The sequence below is a fragment of the Pseudomonas sp. 29 genome, assembly GCF_002754355.1.
Lineage (GTDB): Bacteria > Pseudomonadota > Gammaproteobacteria > Pseudomonadales > Pseudomonadaceae > Aquipseudomonas > Aquipseudomonas neuropathica.
The window spans coordinates 2,731,968-2,758,328 of record NZ_PEEY01000001.1 but is presented as its reverse complement, the minus strand read 5'-3'; the positions used below and the strand labels follow the sequence as shown (position 1 = coordinate 2,758,328).

23 protein-coding genes are annotated in these 26,361 nt (G+C 58.4%); all 23 read left to right on the top strand.

The window, feature by feature from the left end; all coding sequences use genetic code 11:
* Window positions 1-6: 6 nt before the first annotated feature.
* The 23 genes from tssE (at window position 7) to CLU80_RS12810 (ending at window position 26,345) form a co-directional block, all read left to right on the top strand.
* On the top strand, window positions 7-414 hold the full coding sequence (gene tssE / locus CLU80_RS12915) for a type VI secretion system baseplate subunit TssE (RefSeq protein ID WP_093429635.1): 408 nt from the start codon (window positions 7-9) through the stop codon (window positions 412-414).
* A 4-nt stretch (window positions 415-418) separates the two neighbouring features.
* The gene (locus CLU80_RS12910) at window positions 419-865 is read left to right on the top strand and encodes a hypothetical protein (protein ID WP_099757538.1); all 447 of its coding nucleotides are present in this window, start codon (window positions 419-421) and stop codon (window positions 863-865) included.
* A gap of 11 nt (window positions 866-876) precedes the next feature.
* On the top strand, window positions 877-1,401 hold the full coding sequence (locus CLU80_RS12905) for a PAAR domain-containing protein (protein WP_099757537.1): 525 nt from the start codon (window positions 877-879) through the stop codon (window positions 1,399-1,401).
* Window positions 1,402-1,411: 10 nt separating this feature from the next.
* Window positions 1,412-2,392 carry a DUF6402 family protein gene (locus tag CLU80_RS12900; protein ID WP_286079736.1) on the top strand — a complete coding sequence of 327 codons (981 nt, stop codon included), beginning with the start codon at window positions 1,412-1,414 and terminating at the stop codon, window positions 2,390-2,392.
* On the top strand, window positions 2,389-2,772 hold the full coding sequence (locus CLU80_RS30250) for a hypothetical protein (protein ID WP_286079735.1): 384 nt from the start codon (window positions 2,389-2,391) through the stop codon (window positions 2,770-2,772). The genes CLU80_RS12900 and CLU80_RS30250 overlap by 4 nt, the downstream gene beginning before the upstream one ends.
* Before the next feature lie 69 nt (window positions 2,773-2,841).
* A complete protein-coding gene (locus tag CLU80_RS30245) occupies window positions 2,842-3,624 on the top strand; it encodes a hypothetical protein (RefSeq protein WP_286079734.1) in 783 nt (260 codons plus the stop codon).
* A gap of 107 nt (window positions 3,625-3,731) precedes the next feature.
* Window positions 3,732-4,163: a hypothetical protein gene (locus tag CLU80_RS12890; RefSeq protein WP_286079821.1), complete on the top strand. Its 432-nt coding sequence runs from the start codon at window positions 3,732-3,734 to the stop codon at window positions 4,161-4,163.
* Between the two features lie 27 nt (window positions 4,164-4,190).
* Window positions 4,191-5,978, top strand: a complete 1,788-nt coding sequence (tssF, locus tag CLU80_RS12885; protein WP_093429639.1) for a type VI secretion system baseplate subunit TssF — start codon at window positions 4,191-4,193, stop codon at window positions 5,976-5,978.
* The gene (gene tssG / locus CLU80_RS12880) at window positions 5,942-6,949 is read left to right on the top strand and encodes a type VI secretion system baseplate subunit TssG (protein ID WP_016985779.1); all 1,008 of its coding nucleotides are present in this window, start codon (window positions 5,942-5,944) and stop codon (window positions 6,947-6,949) included. Before tssF ends, tssG begins: the two co-directional genes overlap by 37 nt.
* 11 nt (window positions 6,950-6,960) lie before the next feature.
* Window positions 6,961-9,618 carry a type VI secretion system ATPase TssH gene (gene tssH / locus CLU80_RS12875; protein ID WP_099757535.1) on the top strand — a complete coding sequence of 886 codons (2,658 nt, stop codon included), beginning with the start codon at window positions 6,961-6,963 and terminating at the stop codon, window positions 9,616-9,618.
* Window positions 9,619-9,628: 10 nt separating this feature from the next.
* Window positions 9,629-11,149 carry a sigma-54 interaction domain-containing protein gene (locus tag CLU80_RS12870; protein WP_099757534.1) on the top strand — a complete coding sequence of 507 codons (1,521 nt, stop codon included), beginning with the start codon at window positions 9,629-9,631 and terminating at the stop codon, window positions 11,147-11,149.
* Window positions 11,150-11,242: 93 nt separating this feature from the next.
* Entirely contained in the window at window positions 11,243-11,383 is a 141-nt protein-coding gene (locus CLU80_RS12865; RefSeq protein WP_003229566.1) for a hypothetical protein, read from the top strand.
* A gap of 18 nt (window positions 11,384-11,401) precedes the next feature.
* Window positions 11,402-12,598 carry a type VI secretion system-associated FHA domain protein TagH gene (gene tagH, locus CLU80_RS12860; RefSeq protein ID WP_099757533.1) on the top strand — a complete coding sequence of 399 codons (1,197 nt, stop codon included), beginning with the start codon at window positions 11,402-11,404 and terminating at the stop codon, window positions 12,596-12,598.
* A 5-nt stretch (window positions 12,599-12,603) separates the two neighbouring features.
* A complete protein-coding gene (gene tssJ, locus CLU80_RS12855; protein WP_007920299.1) occupies window positions 12,604-13,104 on the top strand; it encodes a type VI secretion system lipoprotein TssJ in 501 nt (166 codons plus the stop codon).
* Between the two features lie 2 nt (window positions 13,105-13,106).
* Window positions 13,107-14,438: a type VI secretion system baseplate subunit TssK gene (tssK, locus tag CLU80_RS12850; protein ID WP_007920300.1), complete on the top strand. Its 1,332-nt coding sequence runs from the start codon at window positions 13,107-13,109 to the stop codon at window positions 14,436-14,438.
* 5 nt (window positions 14,439-14,443) lie between these two features.
* Window positions 14,444-15,319: a type IVB secretion system protein IcmH/DotU gene (gene icmH / locus CLU80_RS12845; RefSeq protein WP_007920301.1), complete on the top strand. Its 876-nt coding sequence runs from the start codon at window positions 14,444-14,446 to the stop codon at window positions 15,317-15,319.
* Between the two features lie 13 nt (window positions 15,320-15,332).
* Window positions 15,333-18,872 carry a type VI secretion system membrane subunit TssM gene (gene tssM / locus CLU80_RS12840; protein ID WP_099757532.1) on the top strand — a complete coding sequence of 1,180 codons (3,540 nt, stop codon included), beginning with the start codon at window positions 15,333-15,335 and terminating at the stop codon, window positions 18,870-18,872.
* Window positions 18,872-19,600 carry a PP2C family protein-serine/threonine phosphatase gene (locus CLU80_RS12835; protein ID WP_038359322.1) on the top strand — a complete coding sequence of 243 codons (729 nt, stop codon included), beginning with the start codon at window positions 18,872-18,874 and terminating at the stop codon, window positions 19,598-19,600. The genes tssM and CLU80_RS12835 overlap by 1 nt, the downstream gene beginning before the upstream one ends.
* Window positions 19,597-20,598, top strand: coding sequence for a serine/threonine-protein kinase (locus tag CLU80_RS12830; protein ID WP_099757531.1), 1,002 nt, complete (start codon window positions 19,597-19,599; stop codon window positions 20,596-20,598). The genes CLU80_RS12835 and CLU80_RS12830 overlap by 4 nt, the downstream gene beginning before the upstream one ends.
* Before the next feature lie 28 nt (window positions 20,599-20,626).
* Window positions 20,627-22,669: a type VI secretion system Vgr family protein gene (locus tag CLU80_RS12825; protein WP_099757530.1), complete on the top strand. Its 2,043-nt coding sequence runs from the start codon at window positions 20,627-20,629 to the stop codon at window positions 22,667-22,669.
* Window positions 22,670-22,720: 51 nt separating this feature from the next.
* Window positions 22,721-25,426, top strand: a complete 2,706-nt coding sequence (locus tag CLU80_RS12820; protein WP_099757529.1) for a hypothetical protein — start codon at window positions 22,721-22,723, stop codon at window positions 25,424-25,426.
* A 13-nt stretch (window positions 25,427-25,439) separates the two neighbouring features.
* On the top strand, window positions 25,440-25,976 hold the full coding sequence (locus CLU80_RS12815) for a hypothetical protein (RefSeq protein WP_099757528.1): 537 nt from the start codon (window positions 25,440-25,442) through the stop codon (window positions 25,974-25,976).
* A gap of 114 nt (window positions 25,977-26,090) precedes the next feature.
* The gene (locus CLU80_RS12810; RefSeq protein ID WP_286079733.1) at window positions 26,091-26,345 is read left to right on the top strand and encodes a lysozyme inhibitor LprI family protein; all 255 of its coding nucleotides are present in this window, start codon (window positions 26,091-26,093) and stop codon (window positions 26,343-26,345) included.
* The last annotated feature ends 16 nt before the right edge of the window (window positions 26,346-26,361 follow it).

The window sequence follows — 26,361 nt, the reverse complement described above, 5'->3', positions numbered from 1 at the left end:
CGACTCATGGACGGATACGGCAGCCTGTTCGAACGCCTCAATGGCGACGCGCAACTACGCAAGGGCAACAGCCTTGAGGCTTGTGCCATGGCGTCAGTGGCTGCCCATCTGGCCAAAATGCTCAGCACCCGGGCCGGCAGCGTGCAAACGCTGTCCGACTACGGGTTGCCCGATCTCAATGACATGCGTCTGAGCCTGCACGACTCCCTGAGTCAGGCCCGTCTGGCCATCGAAAACTTCATCGAAGCCTACGAGCCGCGCCTGAGCAATGTGCGTGTCATTTCCCTGCCGCGTGACCACGATCAGCTTCGCCTCGCCTTCAGCATCGAAGGCCTGCTGGAAGTAGAAGGGTTCAAGCGTCAGGTCAGTTTTTCCGCGCGCCTGGATGGCAGCGGACAAGTGAAGGTGAATTAGAACCATGCGAGGGAACGCCGTGAATCCGGGTGCGTTGGCGAAGTGGGGGCGTGGCGTGTTGCTATTTCTCGCCCTGACGGCTGCTGCCCTGGTTTCAGCTGCCTGTTACGTGAAAACGACGGCGGCACGGCTGGCTCACGAGTACTCCACCGACTGGAACGATGCGGGTACGTGCTTCATCCGCTCCTACATTCCGCAGTATTCGGCCCTCGGCATACCGGGAATGATTTTCAAGCTGTTTGCCAGCGAAGCCTTTTTCCGGGTCTACGCAAAAGACGGCACGCTGCTGAAATCGTCCGAATGGTTGCTCTGGCAGAACGAGTTCACCACCGATGAACGCTCGCAATGGGTATACGGTCACGCGATCTACCCGACAGTTACGGGTTACGAAGGCTGGAATATTCCAGCGTGTGGTCAAGAAATGAACAGTCCTCAAGCCAAGGTCAACTAAGGAGAACCCCGATGTCTGGCAAACCAGCAGCACGTGTATCCGACCCCACCGCTTGCCCGCTTCCCGGCCACGGTACCAACCCGATCGCCGCCGGTTCCGGCGACGTGTTCTTCGACGGCCTCGCCGCCGCCCGCGAAGGCGATGCCTCCGCGTGTGGTGGTGCGATGGTCGGCGGTTTGACCACGACGGTGAAAATCAACGGCAAGTCTGCTGTCACCGTTGATTCCGTGGGCTCCCACGGCAACAAAGTCACCGCCGGTTCCGGGACGGTGATTATCGGCAATTCGCATTCACCAGCGCCGTTTGTGCCGCCGTTGCCGGTGGAGCTCAGTTGGCCTTTTACCCAGCACTTCGTCGCACGCAATCCGAGAACCGGTGCTCCGGTCGCAAACCGTGCCTACACCCTGAGAACGGCCTCTGGCAGAGAAATCAAGGGCGTTACTGATGCACAGGGTAAAACGGCGCCGATTGCTTCCAATTTGGCTGAAAGCGTCACGCTTACCTTCGAACCGCAGTCTTCGCTCGTGATTGCATAGGGTTTATGACATGACCGCACCGGCACCACTCACGACCCAGCTCACGCCTTCTTCTGACAAGACGCCAGTAGAAGTGCCTGTGGACGAATTCCAGATCACAGATATTCCTGGCGCCATGAGAAAAATGGGCTGGGTGCAGGCCGCTCGACTGATGCAGCGCTGGTTCGATGGCAAGCCTTACGAAATGACTATCGACGAAAAAGAAGGGCGTCTTGACGTTAAACAACTCACTCCAGAAAAACTGTTTGATGATCTGGAGTTCGATTGGTTGAACAGTGCGTCACCGCACACAGGTGAAGATGTAAAAGCGTTGCTCGAAAAAGCAGCGTATGCCAGTCAGTACAACGAGCTGATCGGGCGTGCCAAAGGATTGAATCAACTGGCGCCTGGTCTTTTGCAGTTTATGACGCGTCTGAGAGATCTCGGGATTCTTGATCAGGCAAGCATGGATCTGAAAACAGGCGAATATGATTTCAGCTCTATGAGCGCCCAAGAGTTGGAAGTAACATCGCAGTACAATCGCAGGTCTATCGGAACTGATAAGTGGGCAAGAATTACTGATCCACTGGATGATGTTTACGGAACGTTGGGTGGGTTTTCCGTAAAGTTTGCTGTTACCAAATTTTCAACGGTTTCGAAAACCAAAAAAACACCGGCTATTTTGCATATCGAAGAAATTGGTTGCTACATACGTGATACGTATGAGTTTTTGAATGACAGCAGTAATAATCAGCCGCTTGGATACTGGAGCTTTGAAAGTGGCGTGAAAGGATTTAGTGCGTTGGGTCGAGATACATTTGAGGCAGATGGCCAGTTGTATCACAAGGTAACTAACGACAGCTTCAATCAGTACCGTGCTCTACATGGTAAAGGTGGCGATTTGTTTGTTTATTCAACCGTGAAGAAGTTGCCAACATCCATTGACTTTCGTTTCATGAGTGCCGATTTCGGTGAGTTCGTGGCGAGGGCAAAGCCGATGGTAGCGTCATGATCAGTGCTAACAGAAAACGAGGCGTTTATCTGCTGCTGGCTGTGTCATTGCTTCTGGCGATGCTTCTCGCGCTAAAAGTTCACAGTTCTCTGGTTGCAAAGCCATTAAAAACTTATTTGAGTGAATCTGGTAAATGCTACATCGCCAGATATGCAGCTGATTATGGATTTTTGGGAATCGCAGGAAGTTTGTTAGAGCTTTTCAGCAGTCAATCCTTCTATCGGGTCTATTCAATGGATGGAAAACTTCTAAAAACATCTGAGTGGTATCTATGGATGCGAGAGGGAGATCCAGGGGCTGCCCCGGAATTTCATGGCGAGATGATCTTGTATCCGGGTTCTGAAGGCTGGGAAAGTTGGATAATTCCAGAATGTCGGTAATAGGTTTTTTTGGGGCTGAAGGCACGTCCTCATTCCAGAGTGCCGATAAAGCCATGACCGGAGTTGCACATGAATAGCCGTCACGCCATCGGTCTGGCTGTGCACTCGCTAGCCTGTGTGATTTATATCGTTATGAATGGCTATGCGGTTCTCGTCTATAAACAACTGGTCGGTGGATTGACCCCGCACGGTGTCGCCATCGGCATGGCGATGTATCTGATTTTCTATTTTTTCGTTTTCATGAATTTGATTTTGGTCTTCATCCAGCGTCAAGCCATCCAGTTTGGCTTGGTAGTTTTGATGATGTTGACGATTCTGTTTTATCTGCTGCCGCAGTACCCCATTCGTGGCTTGGCCTATTGCGCGCTTACAGGTGGTTTGACGGTTTGCGCCATCCTGCTGACCAACGTCATCCACACGGCTTACACCCGCTGGCGCAAGCACGCGGCACTGCAACCGCTGGAGGCTCAGAAACGTCGAGCATTGCCGCGACTGTTGCTGGCTTCGGCGCTGACCGGTGTGTCCATATGCACCGTCTTGCTGGGGTTGAAGATTTTCGGTGGCTTAACGGCGCAGGGTTTGGCGCGACACTCGAGCGAGTCGGGCGAGTGCTACCTCATCACATACGCACCCGGTTATCCCAAGCTGGGATTGATCGGGCAAGTGTTTGGGATGTTCAGCAGCGGGTACTTTTTTCGGGTGTACACCAAGGACGGCGCGTTGCTCGAATCCTCGGAATGGAATTTCCGGGTGACTGAAATTTTTGCGGTTGCTCCCGAATTCAACGGCTCGACAGTGCTGTATCCCGGCACGCAAGGCTACGAAGACTGGTGGGTGCCGGAATGCGCCTGATCGCCAGAAGCACTCTCATGCAGAAAACACACGGTATGCATCATGACGCAATGGATGCGTGTGTTTTCGAGGATGGAGGCTTGCCCGTGATAGGTGTATCGAACGAGATGGCCCTGCTCAGTCGCGCGCAACTCAGTTTCTTCATGGGAGCCTTGTGGACGCCATTCTTGGCCATGCTGGCGTTTTCATCCTATGGCCTGTGGATTGGCGAGTATTCGACATTCGACTCGTCCGAGACCCACTGGGTGTATCTGTTGTGGTTCGGCATGCCCGGGTTGCTGTTGTTTGCGCTATGGGGCTCGCGGGCCGCGAAGAGCCGCAATGAGCAGCAGGCGCTGCGAATGGTCTGGCTGGCGCCGTTGAAAATCATCCCTTTCTACGCGGTACCCTGGATGCTTTATGGCTTGTGCAGCCTGGTCGGCGGGCCATTCGACAATGCTTTCATGGCCTACGGATGGATCCTGCTCGTGCCCTACCTCCTGATCGCCGGTTACTTCTGTGCCGGTCTGACGGTCGCGCTCTACAGGATATTTTTTTGATGCGTTCCACTACCAGGCAGGTAACCCGTGTCCTTTAACCACTACTACCAAAGCGAACTCACCGCACTGCGCCAACTCGGTCGCCGTTTCGCCGAGCGTAGTCCGGCGTTGGCGCCGTATCTGGGCCAGGCCGGGCGGGATCCGGACGTGGAGCGGTTGCTCGAAGGCTTTGCGTTTCTGACTGGGCGTCTGCGCCAGAAGCTCGATGACGAGCTGCCGGAACTCAGCCATTCGCTGATGCAATTGCTGTGGCCGAACTACATGCGCCCGCTGCCGGCGTTCAGCATTTTGCAGTTCGATCCGCTCAAGCGTTCCGGGCCGGCGTTGCGCGTCGAGCGCGATACGCCGATTGAAAGCAAGCCGATCGAAGACGTGCGTTGCCGCTTCCGTACTTGTTACCCGACTGACGTGCTGCCGCTGGATCTGGCCGCGCTGAACTACTCGGTGAAGGGCGACGGCTCGCTGCTCAGCCTGCGTCTGGAAATGAGCGCCGACGGCCACCTCGGTGAACTGGAACTGAGCAAACTGCGTCTGCATTTTGCCGGTGAGCGCTACATCAGCCAGATGCTCTACCTGAGCCTGTTGCGCAACCTTGAAGGCATCGAACTGATCCCGCTCGACGGCGCCGGCAAACCGATTGATGGCGTCAGCGGCAAGCCGATGGCGTTCAAGATTCCCGGTGATCGGGTCAAACCGGTGGGCTTTGCCGAAGAAGAGGCGTTGATCCCGTATCCGCTGAACACCTTCCGCGGCTATCGCTACCTGCAGGAATACTTCGCCTTCCAGGACAAGTTCCTGTTCGTCGATGTGAATGGTCTGGACATCATCAACGCGCTGCCGGAGGACACCCTCAAGCAGATGCGCGGCCTGGAGTTGCGCTTCGATATTCGCAAGAGCGGCATCATGCGCATGCGGCCGACCCTGGATAACGTCAAGCTGTTCTGCACGCCGATTGCCAACCTGTTCGCCCACGACGCGCTGCCGATTCGCCTCGACGGCAAACAGGATGAATACCTATTGCTGCCGGCGGAATACGATCTGGAAAACTGCGGTGTGTTCTCGGTGGAAACCGTGACCGGCTGGAAGCCCGGCGGCCTCGGTTATCAGGAGTACGTGCCGTTCGAATCCTTCGAGCACGACCCGAGTTTCGACGTGCCCAACAGCCGTCCGCATTACAGCATCCGCCAGCGTTCGTCCTTGCTGCACGACGGCCTCGACACCTACCTGAGCTTCGGTATTCGCCATACCGAAGCCCACGAAACCCTGTCGATCGAGCTGATGTGCACCAACCAGAACCTGCCGCGCAAGCTCAAGCTCGGCGACATCTGCATGGCCAGTGAAGAGACGCCGGAGTTCTTGAGCTTCCGCAACATTACCCCGGCCACTTCCAGCTTCGCGCCACCGCTGAACCGTGACTTCCTGTGGAAGCTGATCAGCAACATGTCGCTTAACTATCTGTCGCTGGCCGACGTCAATGCGTTGAAGGTGATTCTCGAAACCTACGACTTGCCGCGCTACTACGACCAGCACGCGGAGAAGGTCAGCAAACGCCTGCTCGGCGGCCTCAAGCACATCAAGCATCACCACGTCGACCGCTTGCACCGTGGGTTGCCGGTGCGCGGTTTGCGCACCGAACTGACCATCGACCCGGAAGGGTACATCGGCGAAGGCGACCTGTTCGTCTTCGCTTCGGTTCTTAACGAGTTTTTCGCGCTTTACGCCAGTCTCAATTCATTCCATGAGCTGCGCGTAAAAAGCACACAGGGAGAGGTGTACCAATGGACACCACGTATGGGCCTGCAGCCCCTGCTTTAAGCGGGCTGACCAAGGTAATACGCGAGTACTCGCTGTTTCAGGCCGTGCTGCTGGTGATCGACCGGCTGCGCGAGGCACACCCGCACCTGAGCGAAGACGATCTGTACGACCACGTGGAGTTTCAGGCCAACCCGAGCCTGGGCTTTCCGCGCAGCGACGTCGATCGTGTGGAGTTCTTCGAAGAGCACGGGCAGATGCGCGCGCGCATGCGTTTCAACCTGATCGGCCTGGTCGGCTCGGGTTCGCCGCTGCCGGCGTTCTACGGCGAACAAGCCCTGGGCGATAGCGAAGACGGCAACCCGACGCGCAACTTCCTCGACCTGTTCCACCATCGCCTGCAACGGCTGATGCTGCCGATCTGGCGCAAGTATCGCTATCGCGCGAGCTTCCAGAGCGGCGCGATCGACCCGTTCTCTTCGCAGCTGTTTGCCCTGATCGGCCTCGGTGGCGAAGAGATCCGCAAGGCCAAGGAACTCAACTGGAAACGCCTGCTGCCGTACCTCGGCCTGCTCAGCTTGCGGGCGCACTCGGCGGCGTTGATCGAAGCCGTACTGCGTTACTACTTCAAGCACGAAGACCTGGTCATCGAGCAGTGCATCGAGCGTCGCGTGGAGATCCTCGAAGAGCAGCGCAATCGATTGGGTCGTGCCAACAGCCTGCTCGGTGAAGACCTGGTGCTCGGCGAACACGTGCGCGACCGCAGCGGCAAATTCCGCATTCACATCACCGAACTCGACTGGCAGCGATTCCATGAGTTCCTGCCGATCGGTTTCGGTTACCAGCCGCTCTGCGCGCTGGTGCGGTTCACCTTGCGTGACCCGCTCGATTACGACATTCGCCTGGTCCTGCGCCAGGAAGAAATCCGCGAACTGCGCATCGGTGAGCAGAACGCCTGTCGCCTCGGTTGGACCAGTTGGCTGGGCCGCGAAAAAGCGGACGGCGTGGTAACCCTGGGCAGCAAAATTCATTAAGGACGTGAGCCATGATCAACGTAGACCTGCAACAACTCATCCAGGCGCTGGACGCCGAAACCCGTCGTGATCTGGAACGTTCGGCCGAGCGTTGCGTGGCCCGTGGCGGCAGCAAGATCCTCGTCGAAGATTTGATGCTTGGCCTGCTCGAGCGCCCGAACGGCTTGCTGTCGCGCGCACTGCAGGATGCAGACGTCGACGCCGGTGAACTGAGCGCTGCGCTGCAATCGCGCGTCGAGCACAGCGCTTCGCGTAATCCGGTGTTCGCCCCGGAGCTGGTGCAGTGGCTGCAAGACGCGCTGCTGGTGGCCAACCTCGAACTGGGCCAGACCCAGGTCGAAGACGCGGCGCTGATCCTTGCGCTGCTGCGTAACCCGATGCGCTACGCCGGCAGCCGTTATCAGCCGCTGCTCGCCAAGTTGAACATCGATCGCCTGAAGGAATTTGCCCTGTCGCAACAGGAGCAACCGGCGGCCAACGGCAAACCAGCGGCGCAGGGCGAATCGCTGCTGCAGCGCTTCACCCACAACCTGACCCAACAGGCCCGCGACGGCAAACTCGACCCGGTGCTGTGCCGTGACGGCGCGATTCGCCAAATGGTCGACATCCTCGCCCGTCGCCGCAAGAACAACCCGATCGTCGTCGGTGAAGCTGGCGTGGGTAAGACCGCTATCGTCGAAGGCCTGGCTTCGCGCATCGCCGCCGGTGAAGTGCCGCAAGTGCTCAAAGGCGTTGAACTGCTGTCGCTGGACATGGGCCTGCTGCAGGCTGGCGCCAGCGTCAAAGGTGAGTTCGAGCGTCGTCTTAAAGGCGTGATCGACGAAGTCAAAGCTTCGCCGAAACCGATCATTCTGTTCATCGACGAAGCTCACACCCTGATCGGCGCGGGCGGCAATGCCGGCGGTTCCGATGCGGCCAACCTGCTGAAGCCAGCACTGGCCCGTGGCGAACTGCGTACCATCGCCGCGACCACCTGGGCCGAGTACAAGAAATACTTCGAGAAAGACCCGGCGCTGGCCCGTCGTTTCCAACCGGTGCAACTGCACGAACCGACTGTCAGTGAAGCGGTGACCATCCTTCGTGGTCTGGCCCAGGTTTATGAGAAGAGCCACGGCATCTACCTGCGTGATGACGCGGTGGTCTCAGCCGCTGAACTGTCCGCACGTTATCTGGCCGGTCGGCAACTGCCGGACAAAGCGGTCGACGTCCTCGACACCGCGTGCGCCCGCGTACGCATCAGCCTCGCCGCTGCCCCGGAAAGCCTTGAGCGCCTGCGTGGCGAACTGGCTGAAGGTGGCCGTCAGCGTCAGGCCCTGCGCCGCGATGCCGAGGCCGGTCTGCTGATCGACCACGAAGCGCTGGATGCACTGGAAGCTCGTCTCGACGAAGCCGAAGACGAAATGGTCGCGCTGGAAACCCTGTGGACTGAACAGAAGCAATTGGCCGAGCGCCTGCTGGAACTGCGTCAGCAACTGGCCAAGGCCCGCGAAGCCGCCGCCGTTGAGCCGACCGTCAACGTTGAAGAAGACGCTGAAGGTACGGTGATCGAAACCATCGCCGCTGAAGTTGAAGAAGGCCAAAGCGTCGAAGCGCTAGAAGCTCAGCTCAACGAAACCCACAGCGCCTTGACCGCCGCACAGGTCAAGGAGCGTCTGGTCAGCTTCGAAGTGTGCCCGCGCCTGGTTGCCGAAGTAATCAGTGCCTGGACCGGCGTGCCATTGGCGCAACTGGCTCGCGAACACAACGCCAAAGTCGCCAGTTTCGCCACCGACCTGCGCACGCGCATCCGTGGTCAGGAACAAGCCGTGCACGCCCTGGATCGCTCGATGCGCGCCACCGCTGCCGGTCTGAACAAACCTGACGCACCAGTGGGCGTGTTCCTGCTGGTCGGCCCGAGCGGCGTCGGTAAAACCGAAACCGCGCTGGCCCTGGCTGACTTGCTGTACGGCGGTGATCGTTTCATCACCACCATCAACATGTCCGAGTTCCAGGAGAAGCACACCGTCTCCCGTCTGATCGGCGCACCACCAGGCTACGTCGGTTACGGCGAGGGCGGCATGCTCACCGAAGCCGTACGCCAGAAACCGTACTCGGTGGTGTTGCTCGATGAAGTCGAAAAGGCTGACCCGGACGTGCTCAACCTGTTCTACCAAATCTTCGACAAAGGCGTGGCCAACGACGGCGAGGGTCGCGAGATCGACTTCCGCAATACGTTGATCCTGATGACCTCGAACCTCGGTAGCGACAAGATCAGCGACCTCTGCGAAAACGGCGCACGCCCGACCGCTGAAGTCCTCGAAGAAACCATTCGCCCGGTACTCAGCAAACACTTCAAACCGGCGCTGCTGGCGCGGATGAAAGTGGTGCCGTACTACCCGGTCGGCGGCCCGGTATTGCGCGAGCTGATCGAGATCAAACTCGGTCGTCTCGGCGAGCGCCTCAACCGTCGTCAGCTGGATTTCAGCTGGTGCCAGAACCTCGTCGATCACCTGTCCGAGCGTTGCACGCAAAGCGAAAGCGGTGCGCGCCTGATCGACCATTTGCTCGACCAGCACGTTTTGCCGCTGGTTGCGGATCGTCTGCTCGACGCCATGGCCACCGGTGAAAGCCTCAAGCGTGTGCATGCCACGCTCGACGGCGAGTCCAGCGTGACGTGCGAGTTCGCCTGAGGTGGGTGTGATGTTCACTCAGGTGCCGCAGCCACTGGTCTATGCCGAAGCGTTGCTGGCGCAGTTCGCCAGTCTGTCGCGGGCGGCGGACGGTGCTGCGTTGCTGGGTGACTTCGTGCGTGGGTTGGCCGAGTTGAGCGGTTGCGAATTGACGCAGCTGTATCTGCTCGACGCCACCCACACGTGCCTGGGGATGAATGCCGAATACCTCGACGGCGCCTTGCAACCGCGTGAAGCGGCGAGCCTGCCGGCGGATTACAACGGTGAGCAACTGCTGCAATTCGCCCTGTGCCAGAACCGCGTGGTGTGCCTCGACGACTTGAGCGGCAGCCTGCACGAAACCAGTTTCCTGCCAGCGGCGACCTCGCCGTGGCAGTCGCTGTTGTGCGTGCCACTGGTCAATCAGCACAAAGCTGTTGAAGGTTTGCTGTTGTGCGCCAGCCGTCGTCGTACCAACCTGCAAGGCTTCGCCGATTCCCTCGGCCAGCTCGGCTCGTTCGTGCTGGGCCAGTTGCATTTGCTGCAACGCCTGCGCCAGCCACTGGCGGAATCGGCCATGGTTGCGCGCAGCGTGCCGAGCATCAGTGGCTATGGCCTGATCGGTAAAAGCGCGGCGATGCGCCAGACCCATTCGCTGATCAGCAAAGTCCTGCACAGCCCGTACACCGTGTTATTGCGCGGCGAAACCGGTACCGGTAAGGAAGTCGTTGCGCGGGCGATTCATGATTGCGGCCCGCGCCGTTCCCAGGCGTTTATCGTGCAGAACTGCGCGGCGGTTCCGGAAAATCTGCTGGAAAGCGAGCTGTTCGGCTATCGCAAAGGCGCGTTCACCGGTGCCGATCGCGACCGCGCCGGCCTGTTCGATGCGGCCAATGGCGGCACGTTGTTGCTCGACGAGATCGGCGACATGCCGTTGTCGTTGCAGGCGAAGATCTTGCGCGTGTTGCAGGAAGGCGAGATCCGTCCGCTGGGCTCCAACGACACGCACAAAATCGATGTACGCATCATCGCCGCAACGCACCGCGATCTGTCGACGCTGGTCAGCGAAGGCAAATTCCGCGAGGACTTGTACTACCGCCTCGCGCAATTCCCGATCGAGCTGCCGGCGCTGCGTCAGCGTGAAGGCGACATCCTCGAACTGGCCCAGCACTTCGCCGAGAAGACCTGCACGTATTTGCAACGCGATCCGGTGCGCTGGTCGAGTGCGGCGCTGGAACACCTGTCCGGCTACAACTTCCCCGGCAACGTGCGTGAACTCAAGGCATTGGTCGAACGTGCGGTGCTGTTGTGCGAAGGCGGCGAGTTGCTCGCCGAGCATTTCTCCCTGCGCATGGAGGCAATACCGGAAGACAACAGCCACTTGAATTTGCGTGAACGCCTCGAGCAGGTCGAACGCACGTTATTGCTCGATTGCCTGCGCAAAAACGACGGCAACCAGACCCTCGCCGCCCGTGAACTGGGCTTGCCGCGACGCACGCTGCTGTATCGGCTCGGCCGTTTGAACATCAATCTGGGAGATTTCGATGGGTAGGCAAAACTTCATCGAAATCCCCACAAAAACCAATTTCAGCGCCGCCCGCAAGGGTCGGCGCTTTGTGCTTTGTCTACACCTGGAGACCCTCTGATGTCTGTTCGTCACTGGCACGCTGTCCTGCTGACCCTCGTCGTTCTATGCGGCCTTGGCGGCTGTAGCGGCAACTACAAATTCAACGACAACGACTATCGCCCGTTGGGTGATCCGCAAGCGGTCAATCGCGGCAAGTGACCGCAAGGAGCATCAAACATGGAATTGGTTTTCGAAATGCTGAACACCAAGCAGTTCGTGCCCACCGAGTTGTGCCAGAAGACCTTTAAACAGGCCGGCGGCGTAATCGGGCGGGGCGAGGACTGCGACTGGATCATCCCTGACCGCAAGCGTCACCTGTCCAATCACCACGTGATTGTCAGTTACCGCGAGGGCACGTTCTTCCTCACCGACACCAGCAGCAACGGTGTCCAGGACGGCGAGAGCGGCGCGCGTCTGCACAAAGGCGAACCGGTGCGCATCGAGCACGGCAGCACCTACGTGCTGGGTGACTTCGAGATTCGCGCGCGCTTGGTCCGTGACCCGGCGACCTTCGATGGCGAAGTCGGCCGCCCACGCGCCGCTGGCAGCATCATTCCCGATGATGCCTTCCTCGATCTCGACCCGCTCAATGCTCTCGAGCAGCAAGAGCGTGTGTACTCGGAAATCGACGAACTGCTGGCGCCGAACACCAAGCCTGAGGATTCCCGTCAGCGTGCCGACTACGCACGTATCGACATGGAAAGCCTGATGGTGCCGGAGCTGATTGCCGCTCCGGTCGAACCTGAGCCCGCTCCGGCACCGAAAGCCGTCGAGCGCCAGAGCGAAGGTTTCTGGGATCATTTCGGTGCGGCGCTGGGTGTCGACGTCAAAGGTCTCAGCCACGACGAACGCGAAGCCCTGGCGTTGAACGCGGCGCGCTTGCTGCGCCAAAGCATCGGCGGATTGCAGCAGAGCCTGCGCACCCGCTCGGAGCTGAAAAACGAATTGCGTCTGGCCCAGACCACCGTGCAAGGCACCAACAAGAACCCGCTGAAATTCGCCGTCGATCCGAGCGAAGCCCTGCAGATTCTGTTGCAGCCAAGCAAGCCCGGCCATCTGCCGGCCGAGCAAGCGATCTCCCGTGCGTTCCGCGATCTGCAGGCGCATCAAGTCGCCCTGCTGACCGCCAGCCGCGCCGCCGTACGCGGCACCCTGGAGCACTTCTCGCCAGAGCAACTGACCCTGCGTTTCGAGCGCGACAACAAGCCGTTGATCGCGACATCGGGCGGGCGCTGGAGAGCGTTTGGCCGCTATCACCAGGCGCTGCGTCAGGACGATGACTGGAGCGAGCGTCTGCTGGCCCGCGACTTCGCCCAGGCCTACGAAGAACAGATCCGCCTGATCTCCACCCTCCACACCGACCACCAAGGATGATGCGCATGTCTCGCCGCTCGACCGCTTTTTTCAAGACGCTGACTGCGCTCACCGTGCTGGTGCTGCTCGCCGGTTGCTCGTCGCTGTCGCCGTACTCGAAAGTGACCAAGATCAACCTGAAGCTGACCGGCAGCGATCAGCTCAACCCGGACCTCAACGGTCGGCCGTCGCCGATCGTCGTGCGCCTGTTCGAACTCAAGCACCCGGTGACCTTCGAGAATGCTGATTTCTTCAGCCTTTACGAACGCGCCAAGGAATCCCTCAACCCGGATCTGGTGGCCAGCGAAGAGCTCGAACTGCGCCCGGGTGAAACCGTGGAGATGAAGCTCAAGGTGGAAGAGGGCAGCCTTTATGTTGGCGTTCTCGCCGCTTACCGCGACTTGCCGGACACCCAATGGCGCCACACCGTTCAGATCACTCCGCTGGAAGTTACCGAAGTCGATTTGACTCTGGATCAGACCGGCATCCGCAACACCAATCAAGTGCTCGCCAAGGCGGATGACTGAACATGAATACCCATAAAGTCATTTGGCAGGAAGGCATGCTGCTGCGTCCGCAGCACTTCCAGCACAACGATCGTTATTACGATCACCAGATGAAAACCCGCACCCAGTTGCTGGGTGGCTACACCTGGGGTTTCCTTAATCTGGAGATCGACTTGCAGTTCCTCAACATGGGCAAACTGGTGATCAGTGAAGCCTCGGGGATTCTGCCGGACGGCAGCCTGTTCGAACTCGGTGGCAACACTGAGCCGCTGGCGCTGGACGTGCCGCCGAACACCGGCAACACGCCGATCTACCTGGCGCTGCCGCTGGTCACCGGCAACCACATCGAGTCGCGCCGTCCGGAGCAATCCGACGTGCTCGCGCGTTACACCGCGTACGACGCCGAAGTGGCCGACTCCAACGCCGGCGACGATTCCGCCAGCCAGGTCAGCTGCGGTCGCCCGGACTTCAAACTGTTGCTCGGCGAGCAGCAGAGCGATCAGGCCTACGTCAAGCTGAAGATCTGCGACGTGCTCGACACCACGCCGGACGGCGTGATCAGCCTCGACCCGGATTTCGTGCCGACCTACATTCAGGCCCACGCCTCCAGCTATCTGCTGTCGTGCCTGAAAGAAGTCATCAGCATGCTCAACCACCGTGGCGACACGATTGCCGAGCGCATCCGCTCCAACGGCAAGGTCGGCGGTGCTGAGGTCGGCGACTTCATGATGCTGCAACTGATCAACCGCACCGAACTGCTGCTGCGCCACTACCTCGGCCTGGAGCAGGTGCACCCGGAAGAGTTGTACCGCACGCTGCTGACCATGCTCGGCGATCTGGCGACCTTCTCCGGCGAAAGCAAACGCCCGCGTCTGGACAGCCGCTATTCCCACGCTGACCAGGGTGGGAGCTTCCGCAAACTGATGGAAGCGATTCGTCAGGTGCTGTCGATGGTGCTCGAACAGCACGCCATCGAACTGATCCTGCAAGCGCGTCAGTACGGCATCATCGTCTCGCCGTTGCACGACCACAAACTGCTCGGCTCGGCGTCGTTCGTGCTGGCAGCCAGTGCCAACTGCGACTCCGAAGAACTGCGCCACCGCTTGCCGGCGCACCTCAAGGTCGGCCCGGTGGAGCGTATCCGCCAACTGGTCAACCTGCACTTGCCGGGGATCAAGGTCAAACCGTTGCCGGTGGCCCCGCGGCAGATCGCGTTCCACTCGAACAAAACCTATTTCATCCTCGAACTCAGTTCCGAAGACCTGGCACAACTCGAGCGCTCCGGCGGTTTCGCGTTCCATGTGTCCGGCGAATTCGCCGAGCTTGAACTGAAATTCTGGGCCATCAGGAACTGACCGACATGATCAAGGAAACGGATTACAACCAGGACGACAAAACTGTCCTGCTCGATCGTCAGGGCCACGGACCGGCATCGAGTCCGCTGACCGACTTCGCCGCGCCGCCGCGTTTCGAGCAACTGGAAGAACGCATGATCTACGCCGCGCGCCTGCGCCCGGCAGAAGCGTTCAACATCAGCCTCAATTCGCTGGTCGCTGCTTCGTCCGAGCTGCTTTCGGAAGTGGTGCGCCTCAAGCACAGCGAAACCCGGGAAGACTTGTACGCACTCAACGAGCGTCTGACTGCCGGGCTGAAATTGTTTGAAGTACGCGCCCTGCACAACGGCGCCGAGAGCAGCCAGGTGATGGCCGCGCGTTACGTGCTCTGCACCGTGGTCGACGAAGCTGTCGTGACCACACCGTGGGGCAACGAAAGCGAATGGTCGCAGATGAGCCTGCTGAGCAGCTTCCACAACGAAACCTTCGGTGGCGAGAAGTTCTTCCAGTTGCTCGATCGCCTGTCGAAAAACCCGGTCAAGCACCTGCCAATGCTCGAGCTGATGTACCTGTGCCTGTCCCTCGGTTTCGAGGGCAAGTACCGCGTCCAGGCACGCGGCATGCTCGAACTTGAAGGCATCCGCGATGCTCTGTACCGGCAGATTCGTCAGTTGCGTGGCGACGTGCCGCGCGAGTTGTCGCCGCACTGGGAAGGCTTGAACGATCAGCGTCGCAACCTGGTGCGCATCGTGCCGGCGTGGATGGTGGTGTTGTTCACTTTGGTCTGCCTGGTGGTGATGTATTCGGGCTTCGCCTGGGTCTTGGGCGAGCAGCGCGACACCGTTCTGCAACCTTATCAGCCGCTTGATCCGGCCGCGGTGCAACCGCAGTCGCAGCCGTAAACAGGGACGTGTGATGAAAAAGTTTTTCAAGAAAGTCGGCGCCTTCCTGCGCCAGACCTGGGTCTGGACCTTGCTGCTGGTGCTGTTTGTGGCACTGCTGGTGTGGTTCGTCGGCCCGTTGTTGGCGGTTGATGACTACAAGTTCTGGGAGAGCTCGACCTCTCGCTTGCTGACCATCGCTGTGCTGTTTCTGATCTGGGGCCTGACCATGGTCTTCGTCAGCTGGCGCTCGGGTATTCGCAAGAAAGCCGAGGAAGAAAGCGAGGACGGCCAGGACCGCATTCGCCGCGAAGAGCTGATCGACGAAGAACAGAAGGAGTTGAAGGCGCGCTTCAAAGACGCGCTGAAAACCCTGAAGACTTCCAGCCTGTATCGCGGCCGCAGCGAGCGCTGGCGCAGCGACTTGCCGTGGTACCTGCTGATCGGTCCGCAGGCTTCCGGCAAGACCAGCCTGCTGGACTTTTCCGGTCTGGAATTCCCGATCAACAAGATCGACCGCAAGCTGACCCGCGACACCCTCGGCACCCGTCATTGCGACTGGTACTTCGCCGACCACGGTGTGCTGATCGACACCGCCGGGCGCTACATGACCCAGCCTGACGTGGAAGTCGACGGCAGCGCCTGGACCACCTTGCTGGAACTGCTGCGCAAGCGCCGTCGCGGGCGTCCGTTGAACGGCGTGCTGGTGACCATTCCGGTGGAAACCCTGCTTGGCGGCAGTGAGCAGGACATCGATACCCTCGCACGCCAGGTTCGCGGCCGTCTGCAAGACGTGCATCAGAAACTGCACGTCGATGTGCCGGTGTATCTGGTCCTGAGCAAGGCTGACAAGCTGCTTGGTTTCGACGAGTTCTTCGATCAACTGACCCGCGAAGAAAGCGATCAAGTGCTCGGTACCAGTTTCCGTAAGGATCAGGTCGGCACTGACGTTGCTGTGCTACGCAACGAGTTCGAAGAACTGCTGCGTCGCCTCAACAGTCAAGTGATCATGCGCATGCACTCCGAGCGCGATACCCAGCGCCGTGGCCGCATCCTCGACTTCCCGCATCAACTCGGGCAGATCGGCGAGCGCCTGTGCCTGTTCGTCGACATGGCGTTCACCGGCAACCGTTATCAGCGTGCCACGCAACTGCGCGGTTTCTACCTGACCAGCGCGCCGCACCTGACCCAAGAGATGGATGCCACCACCGCCGGCATCGGCGCCAGCCTCGGCATGAGCGCCGGCGTGCTGCCGACCCTGCGCAGCGGCCGATCGCGTTTCATCCATCACTTGTTCAGCCAGGTGATTTTCCCAGAGGCCGATCTGGCCGGTCTGGACAAGCGCGAACGCAGCCGCATCCATTGGGGCCAGCGTGCGCTGTACGTCGGCGCACTCGCTTCGCTGGCGCTGTTCGGCATGCTCTGGGCCGGTGGTTTCTCGGCCAACTACGAGCGCCTGGAAAACCTGCGCAATCTGGCGCAGAACTGGACGCAGCAGCGCACGGCTTTGTCGCCGCGTGATGACGCCATGGGCGTGCTGAAAACCCTCGACACCAGCTACGCCGCGACCCAGGTCTTCCCGAAAAAAGGCGACGTGTCGTATCACGAGCGCGGCGGTCTGTATCAGGGTGAAGACGTCAATCCAGTGGTCAAAGAGGCTTACGGGCGCGAGCTTGAAAAGCAACTGCTGCCACGGGTGGCGACCATGCTCGAAGGGCAGATCCGCGCCAACATGAAGGACCGCGACCGCCTGCTCAACAGCCTGCGCGCGTACCTGATGTTGAACATGAAGGATCGTCGCGATGCCGCGTGGCTCAAGGACTGGGTCGCTACTGACTGGTCGACGCGCTATACCGGCAACACCGCCGTACAGAACGGTTTGAGTGCGCACCTCGATCGCCTGCTGAAACAGCCGTTTATCTACCCGCTGAACGACCAATTGGTCACTCAGGCGCGTCAGGTATTGCGCAGCGAATCGCTGGCCACCGTGGTTTACCGCATGCTCCGCGAGCAGGCGCGCAACCTGCCGGACTATCGTTTCAGCCAACACCTCGGCCCACAAGGCTCGCTGTTTATCGGCACCGAATACGTGATCCCGGGTTTCTACACGCAAACCGGTTATCAGCAGTACTTCTCGGTACAGGGTTCGGCGTTGGTCACCGACATCCTGCGTGACAACTGGGTGCTGGGCGAAGGCGCAGGCATCAGCGACATGGACTTGCGCCGTCTGATGGTTGAGCTGGAGCAGTTGTATTTCCGCGACTACGCCAACTACTGGAGCGAAGCCGTTGGCCAGGTTGCCCTGCCGCCAATCAGCGACGCCGGTGAAGGCGCTGAACAACTGGCGGGCCTGACCTCGGCCAACTCGCCGGTGCTGGCATTGCTCACCGAAGTGCGTGAGAACACCCGCTTCCAGGCCGCTGCAGATCCTGTCGAAGAAGCTGGCGACGCTGCTGATGCACTGGCCGGACAGAAAGGCAAACTGGGTAAAGTCGGCAAACTGGCCTCTGCCGTGGCGGACAAGGCTTCGGCCCTGAACGTGGCGAAGACCCTGCCGGACACCGCGAAGAAGTCGCTGCAACGCCGCTTCGAACCGCTGCATCGTTTGCTCGATGACAACAACGGCCCGGCGGCGGACCTGACGCCTGCGCTGAGCGCGCTCAACGACCTGCAACTGCAACTGGCCGGTCTGGCCCGTTCCAGCACACCGGAACAAGCCGCGTTCGAAATGGCGAAAACCCGCATGAGCGGCCAGCGTGATGCGCTGACCAACCTGCGCAATGCCTCCAGCCGTCTGCCGCGTCCGCTCAGCGTGTGGTTCAACGTGCTGGCCGAAGATTCGTGGCGTCTGGTGCTTAACGATGCTTACCAATACCTGAACGGCCGTTATCAGAACGAGCTGTACAGCGTGTATGGCAAAACCATCAGCAAGCGTTATCCGTTCAGCGCCAGCAGCACCAGCGACGTAGCGATCAGCGATTTCCGCGAGTTCTTCCGCGCTCAAGGTACCGTCGACCGCTTCTTCGACAGCTACCTGCGTCCGTTCGTCAGCGGCGATCCGGGCAACTACCGCATGCGCAGCGTCGACGGCCACAGCCTGCCGGTGTCGAAAATGTATCTGGACCAGATGGCGGCGGCGCTGACGATTCGTCAGAGCTTCTTCTCGATCAACCCGGCCGAGCCGACCGTGCAGTTCAAACTGGAGCCGTACACCCTCGACCCGGCGGTCAGCCGTTCCGAGTTCAAGTTCGGCGACAAGACCATGGAATACCGCCACGGTCCGATCCTGCCAATGTCGTTCAAATGGCCGACCGATGCTGAAGACGGTCGTACCAGTCTGGTCATGGACAAAATGGCCGGTCGCCCGATCGGCATCGAGAAGAACTCCGGCCCATGGTCGCTGTTCCGTCTGTTCGACCTGATGCAGACCGAGTACCTGACCGGTCGCGACGTGCTGGTGCTGAAAGCCGACGTAGGTGGCCTGCGCGCTAACTACCTGCTGACCAGCCAGCGCACGCCGAATCCGTTCGACATGGGCGTACTGCGCACCTTCCGTATGCCGGTGCAGCTCTGATGCTGGTGGCCAGTGCCTGGCGCAGCGCGGCGCGTACCGACCCGGGCAAGGTGCGGGCGCGCAACGAAGATGCTTTCCTCGACTCGCCACAGCAGGGGCTGTGGGTGGTCGCGGACGGCATGGGCGGTCATCAGGGTGGCGACATCGCCAGCCAGTTGATCGTCGCCAGCCTGGCTGAACTGCCGCAACACGAGGACTTCGACGAACGCCTCAAAGCCATTCGCCAGTGCCTGCACTGGCTGAACCGGCGTTTGGGGCAGGAGTTGACGGTCACCGCCGGACGTCACGACAGCATCATGGGCAGCACCGTCGTGGCGCTGCTGGTGGAAGGCAACCGCGCGGCCTGCATCTGGGCCGGCGACAGCCGTTGCTACATGTGGCGCGGGCAGCGGCTGTATCAGCTGTCCAAGGATCATTCGCTGCAACAGCAACTGATCGACGAACAACAAATGAGCGTCGAACAAGCGGCAGCACACCCGGCGGCTCAGGCCTTGACCCGAGCCGTCGGCGCCGCTGAACAACTGACCCTGGATGTCCTCGAACTCGAGGTTTATCCGGGCGATGCGTTTTTGCTCTGTAGCGATGGTTTGTATCAGGGCTTGAGCAGCGATGCCCTCGGCAACGCTCTCAGCCTCAGCGCGCCGCACGTGGCGCTGGAACGTTTGTTCGACGGCGCCCTGCGTGGCGCCGCGCGCGACAACCTGACAGCCGTGGTGATCCGCCAATGACTGAAATCGAATCCTCAGTCGATGACTTGCTGATGAGCGAAGAACAGGCCAACAACCTGACCTACTTCGCCTTCGCCAAGCAAAACAAGGCAGAGCCTTTGCTGGCGCCGACCAAGGCCAGCATCGTTGCACTGCCGGATGTACTCGCCGGTCGCTACCACCTTGAGCGTCTGCTCGGGGCCGGTGGCATGGGCGCCGTTTACCGGGCGCGGGATCTGCTGCACGAACAGTTCGGTGATCCCGATCCTTACATTGCGCTGAAAATCCTCAGCGAAGAATTTGCCGAATCGCCGGACGCCAGTGCCTTGCTCTACAGCGAGTTCGCCCTGACCCGACGCCTGCGCCACGACAACGTCGTGCGTGCACACACCTTTGAAGTCGACACCGACTGCCAGCGGGCCTTCATCACCATGGAATACATGCGTGGCCTGACCCTGGACAAATTGCTCTGCGAGCGGCCCCTCGGCCTGCCGTGGCAAGAACTGCGCGATATCGTCCTGCCGCTGCTCGACACGCTGGCCTACGCCCACGGTCGCGGCGTGCTGCACGGTGACCTGAAACCGAGCAACGTCATGCTCAGCGAAGACGGCCTGCGCCTGTTCGACTTCGGCCTCGGTCAGGCAGAGGAGGGCATCTTGCCCGGCCTGCCACACCTGAGCCGCGAACGCTTCAACGCCTGGACCCCAGGCTACGCCGCCCCCGAACTGCTTGAGGGCCAACCTTTGTCGGCCAGCGCGGACGTGTACGGCGTGGCCTGCGTGATCTACGAACTGGCGGGCGGCAAACACCCGTTCCGCCGCTTGCCCTCGACCCAGGCCCGCGACGAGCACCTGGAGCGCGAGCTGCAAGCGCCGGCGAACTTACCGAAACACGGCTGGCCAGCGCTGCGAACCGCGCTGAGCTTCGACCCTGCAGCACGCACCATCACTGCCCAACAATTGCGTGACGCCTTGGGCGCCACTTCGTCCTGGCTGCAACGTCTGCGACTTCGGGCGTAACGGATGACATTCGAACAGGGAGCACTTTATGTTCAACCCAGCTAACGAAACCCACTTCAGCCTCAAGGTCGAAGACTACGTCGGCGACCTGCAAGTGCTGTCGTTCACCGGCACCGAAGGCATCAGTCAGCCGTTTCGTTTCGACCTCGAACTGGTCAGCGAAAACCCGGATCTGGACCTCGAACAACTGCTGCACAAGCAAGCGTTTCTGGCATTCGATCCACAAGGCTCGGGCATCCACGGCCAGATCTACCGCGTCGCTCAAGGCGATGCCGGCAAGCGCCTGACCCGCTACAAAGTGTCGATGGTGCCGCAGTTGCAATACCTGCATCACCGCACCAACCAGCGCATCTACCAGCAGATGTCGGCGCCGAAAATCATTGCGCTGATCCTCGAAGAACACGGCATCAAGGGCAACGCTTACAACTTCCAGCTCAGCCAGCCGTGCCCGGACCGCGACTACTGCGTGCAGTACGACGAAACCGACCTGCACTTCGTCCAGCGCCTGTGCGAGGAGGAGGGGATTCACTATCACTTCCAGCACAGCGACAAAGGCCATCTGCTGGTGTTCGGCGACGACCAGACCGTGTTCCGCAAACTCGGTCAGCCAACTGCGTATGTGCAGGGCAGCGGCATGGTCGCCGAAGAACCGGTGATCAAAGGCTTCAAACTGCGCCTGGAAACCCGCACCAGCCGCATCACACGGCGTGACTACGACTTCGAAAAACCGCGCCTGCAAATGGAAGCCGCCTACAAACCCGAAGGCGAGAGCACTGAGCCGGATCTCGAAGACTACGACTACCCGGGCCGCTTCATCGACCGCGCCCGTGGCAAGTTCCTCAGCCAACGCGCCCGCGAACGCCATCGCGCCGACTACCGGCAGGCCGAAGGTCGCAGCGACCAGACCAAACTGGTCAGCGGCCACTTCATGGAAATGTCCGACCACCCGCGCAGCGAGTGGAACGACCTGTGGCTGCTCACCGAACTCTTCCACGAAGGCAAACAGCCGCAAGTCCTCGAAGAAGGCGTGACCAGCGACACTACCGACAATAAAGACGACTTCCACCAAGGCTACCGCAACACCTTCCTCGCCACCCCGTGGGACGTGTTCTACCGCCCGGCGCTCGAACACCCGAAACCGCGGGTACTCGGCAGCCAGACCGCCATGGTCACCGGCCCCAAAGGCGAAGAAATCCACTGCGACCAATACGGCCGCATCAAAGTCCAGTTCCACTGGGACCGCGAAGGCCAGGCCGACGACAAAACCAGCTGCTGGCTGCGCGTCTCCAGCTCCTGGGCCGGCGACCGCTACGGCGCCATCAGCATCCCGCGCATCGGCATGGAAGTCCTCGTCACCTTTCTCGAAGGCGACCCCGACCAGCCCCTCGTCACCGGCTGCCTGTACCACAAGGAAAACCCGGTGCCTTACGCACTGCCGGCGAACAAGACTCGCAGTGTGTTCAAAACGCTCAGTTCACCGGGTGGCGGTGGGTATAACGAACTGCGCATTGAAGACAAAAAAGGTGCCGAGCAGATCTACATTCATGCCCAGCGTGATTGGGATGAAAACGTTGAGCATGACCAGAAGATTCGGGTCGGTAATGAACGTCATGACACCGTGGTGAAGAACACCTACACCGAGCTGAAGGCCGAGGAACACCGCACCACGATTGCCGATCGCAAGGTTGAAGCGAAGCTGGATGATCACCTGACGATTGGGCAGAACCAGCATGTGAAGCTGGGGACTGCGCAGCTCACCAGCGTGGGGAAAGAGATTCATCTTAAGGCTGGGGACAAGATCGTTATTGAGGCCGGGACAGAGCTGACCATTCTTGGGGGTGGGAGCTTTATCAAGCTGGATGGCGGTGGGGTGACGGTGGTTGGGCCGGTGATCAAGATCAATGCCGGTGGTTCTGCGGGATCGGGGACTGGCATCGGGATTAAACCGCCGGTGCTGCCGGGGGCGGCGGATAAGGATAAGGCGGGGAGTTTGATGGATCAGGCGTTGTTGAATGCGTCTGAGGAAAAGATCAAACGCAAACCGAAGCGCATGCTCAATTTTTCCGGGTAAGACATCGACGGCAATCCAAGCCACCAGGGATCAGAATTCAGGTAATTGGTAATGACAGAGACAACCAAGAAAGTAGAAAAATGGTCGTATCCCCTGAAAGTAGGGGCAGCAGGAGCGACGGATCCGCAGCAGTTTTATAAGGCTTTAGCCAATGCCAAAGATGGGTTCTATCCGTTGGGGGCCAATGGCCTTTGGCATGGTGGTGTTCATTTCGATGAAGCCTCGGGTTTGGTACCTGACTTGGCGGAAGTTAAATGCATCGCTGACGGTGAAGTAGTCGCTTATCGCATTGACAGCACGTACCCGAAATCCGCCTATGGTACGGCTGAGGCTGAATTTTCGACCGGTTTTGTATTGGTTAAACACCGATTGGAAGCGCCGGTGCAACCAGCACCCCCAGCCCCTGCTGGATCGCCCGCTTCACCGCCAGCGGTTGGTCCAAGCCTGAACTTTTTCAGTCTTTACATGCATTTGTTGCAGTGGAAGAACTACGAAGAAACTCCAGCATTGTCGCGACCACCCTTTTGGGGTGGGGGTACGTTGCAAGTCAAAGCGTCGGCTGACGACGAAATCCTCGGTTTGCGTGTTCGTCAGGAACCGCGTGGCAAGTCAGGGTACGCAACCGTGTTAACGGTTTTGAGCCGCGGTACGGTCGTCGAGACGGGTGAAGAAGAAAACGGCTGGCTTAAGGTGGTCAACGTCACGCCCGCTAATACCGACCTCCAGCCCGGAACAGGCTGGGTATTCAAGAGAGAGATGACAGCCGGCTCGACACCCAACACTTACGTCATTGGTACCGCTGCAAAAGACCCGATGAATCCACCTCAAAAGGGTCTCGTTGTTCGCGCTGCTGCGAGCCAGTCAGGCGCTGCAAAAGCTATTTTGCCCCACGGCACGCAAGTCAGGATCGGGAGTGACGGGACGCGTGGCAAATACCAGAAACTGTTGGAAATTGTCAGCGGGAATGCTGTTCCTCCTTTGACACCTGCTGAGGTGCTCGGATATGTCTGGGAGGGGAACCTTGAAGCCAAAAGTGAGCCAGCCGAAAAGGACGCTGTGCATATCCTGACAACTCCATTCCCGATTTCGGCGGGGAGTCTGATCGGTCATGTGGGGAAATATCAAAACCATTCGGATTCGGCCCCGAAGAATTTATTGCACGTTGAGGTGTTTAGCTGCGAAGACGTAAAGGCATTTACCGAACTGAGTAAAGAGAAAGCTGCGGGGTTGCCTGCGGCTGGAAAAACGCTCGTAAAAATTCCAAAAGACAGCGTGTTGGTCACTCACACGCAAGGAATGAGCGCAACAAATCCTCCGAAGGTGACGGATCCCCACAAAAAAGTTGGATATGACTTCTTTGTCCCAGTTGGAGTGTTGGACGCGCTACCAGCGGAAAAAAAGATCAAAGTTCCTGTTGTTATGGGGGGAACCACCACCTACACGCTTTGGTGGCGTCTGGACGGATTGCTTGGTGATGCAGAGGGGAATGAAATTAGCGGGTGGTTTGCAGAGCCGGACACTGCGTTGTCACGCCATTCTCCCTTTGAGTGGGAAGGTTTCAGCTTTATAGATGAAGCTGGGAGTAACGTAGATCATTTGGCCGCGTTTCTTCATGCACAGGAAGGCCTTAGTGAGGAAGAGCAAGCTAACTACCAGCCTAATATCGGTAATGCCGAAGAAGGTTCTACAAAGCAAAAGCTTTACAAAATTCTAGACAGAAACGGTGATAAAAAGCTCACGCCTTCGGAAATAAAAGAGGCTTTGAGTAAACCATGGTTCGCACAGCCGATTTCTCAGATGGTTACACGCTATGAAAACGAGTGGCAATTCAAACAAGAAAAATGGGATTCTCTGGATGAGTTGATGGGCCATAGTGAATCAGAGCCACATAATGAATGGATTGAAGAAAAGGCAAGAATTAAAAAGTTGAGCTGGTGGGACAAGCTTGTCGGGCAGCATGGAATTACCAGTGATACTAATGTTCGGCATTTTCATCCGATTGCACTTATTGGGAGTTTTACTGCTCCACGTGATCTTATTACCTTAGAGATGCTTCGGGCTGCCAATCCAGCAGGAGAGGAGGCGCATCACGCCAATATTTTACCCTATCTCAATAAATATGCTTTGGCGTATAAGCTTGAACAACCAAAGGCTATTGCGCATTTTCTGTCTCAGGTTGGTCATGAAAGTCAACTCAGAGTTGTCGAAGAAGGTTTGAGGTTCAGCGCGCGGCAAATGAAAAAAACTTATGGATGCAGATACCATAATAAAGTGAATGGCTATAATGAGCAGACGGATAGCTGTGATTTTGGTGTGTTGAGAAGCAAACTTTGGACAGAGACAAGTCATTACGCGCTGAATGCTGAAAATCTTGCCAGTTACGTCTACGCCGATCGAATGGGTAATGGCAATGAGGCTAGTCGAGATGGCTATCGATACCGCGGCCGCGGAATGTTGCAGGTGACGGGGAAATCGGAATATCAACGGTTTACTAACGTACATAATCAACGCAACCCGTCGGATATTCAGGATTTTGTGGCAAACCCGGATCTTCTGGTTTCGTCGACCGAATACGGTGTTGAGTCTGCGTTCGTATTCTGGTTCACGAAAACTGGTCAGGGAGGCACTAAGTTGTGCGAGGTTGCCAAGACAGGAAGTGTGGCCGACGTAACACAAATGGTGAATGGCGGCCAAAACGGATACGCGGACAGGAACACTAGATTTCAAGCACTTGCTGCACTCATGAATATTAATTAAGAGGTCATTGGCTATGCTCCGTTTTTTCATGTTTGCTTTTGTTTTTCTTCTAGCAAATTCCAGCAGTGCGCAGGATTCTGATTATTTGCAGGGGCAGGTGATTCAGGGGCCGTTTAAAACTGACGTCGTAAACAGAGGCGAATTATCATTCCTGCAGACGACTAGCGAGGAGTTCCCTGTTTCTCTGGTTTTGGATGTTGTTGGAGTCGACAATAAAAAAAATAGAAGTCTTGTCGATAAATACGATGTGGCTGGCTCAGATCCAAAAATCGAGTCTATTTTCTTTTATCCGGTGAAGGGTAAGAAAAACGTGCTTGTTTTGGTTTCATGGGAAATCACGAGCAGGGGTATTGGGACGTACGGAACGCTTTATCAAGTTTATGGGTATGAAAAAAGCGCGGACAATAAATTGGTTGTAAATAAGCTTATCCGGTTTGATAAAAATTTGAGTGGGATAGAAGGGTATCAAGAAGGTGAGGAACAACATTTTCCTTATGTAAATGCAGGGTTGATCAAGTCTTATATCAAGAAAATAAATGGCGCTAAATAGTGATGGCTGCCAATGTTTTGCGTTTAATAGGATAGGCCACACTTTATTATGCTTGAACGTGGTTTGGCCCCGGCTCGCCAAGCGCAAAGCCTGAATGACTCAAAGATGAACACCATGAACCGTTTTGTTTTAACCCTGCTGGCCGTGCTGCTGCCGGTTTCAGCGGCCAATGCGCAGGATGACTGCAGCCATGTCACCTCAAGCCTGGAAATGGTGCCCTGCTCGGAGGCGGCGAAGAAGGCTGCCAATGCGCAGTTGAATGTCAGTTACAAGCAGCTGATGACGCGGCTTGAATCTGACTATCGAATAGATCCGGCGTTGAGAAAAAAGTGGTCTGTCAGTGGTCTGTCCCATTTTTCTTTCCTTTAGCTAAATAACACGCCGG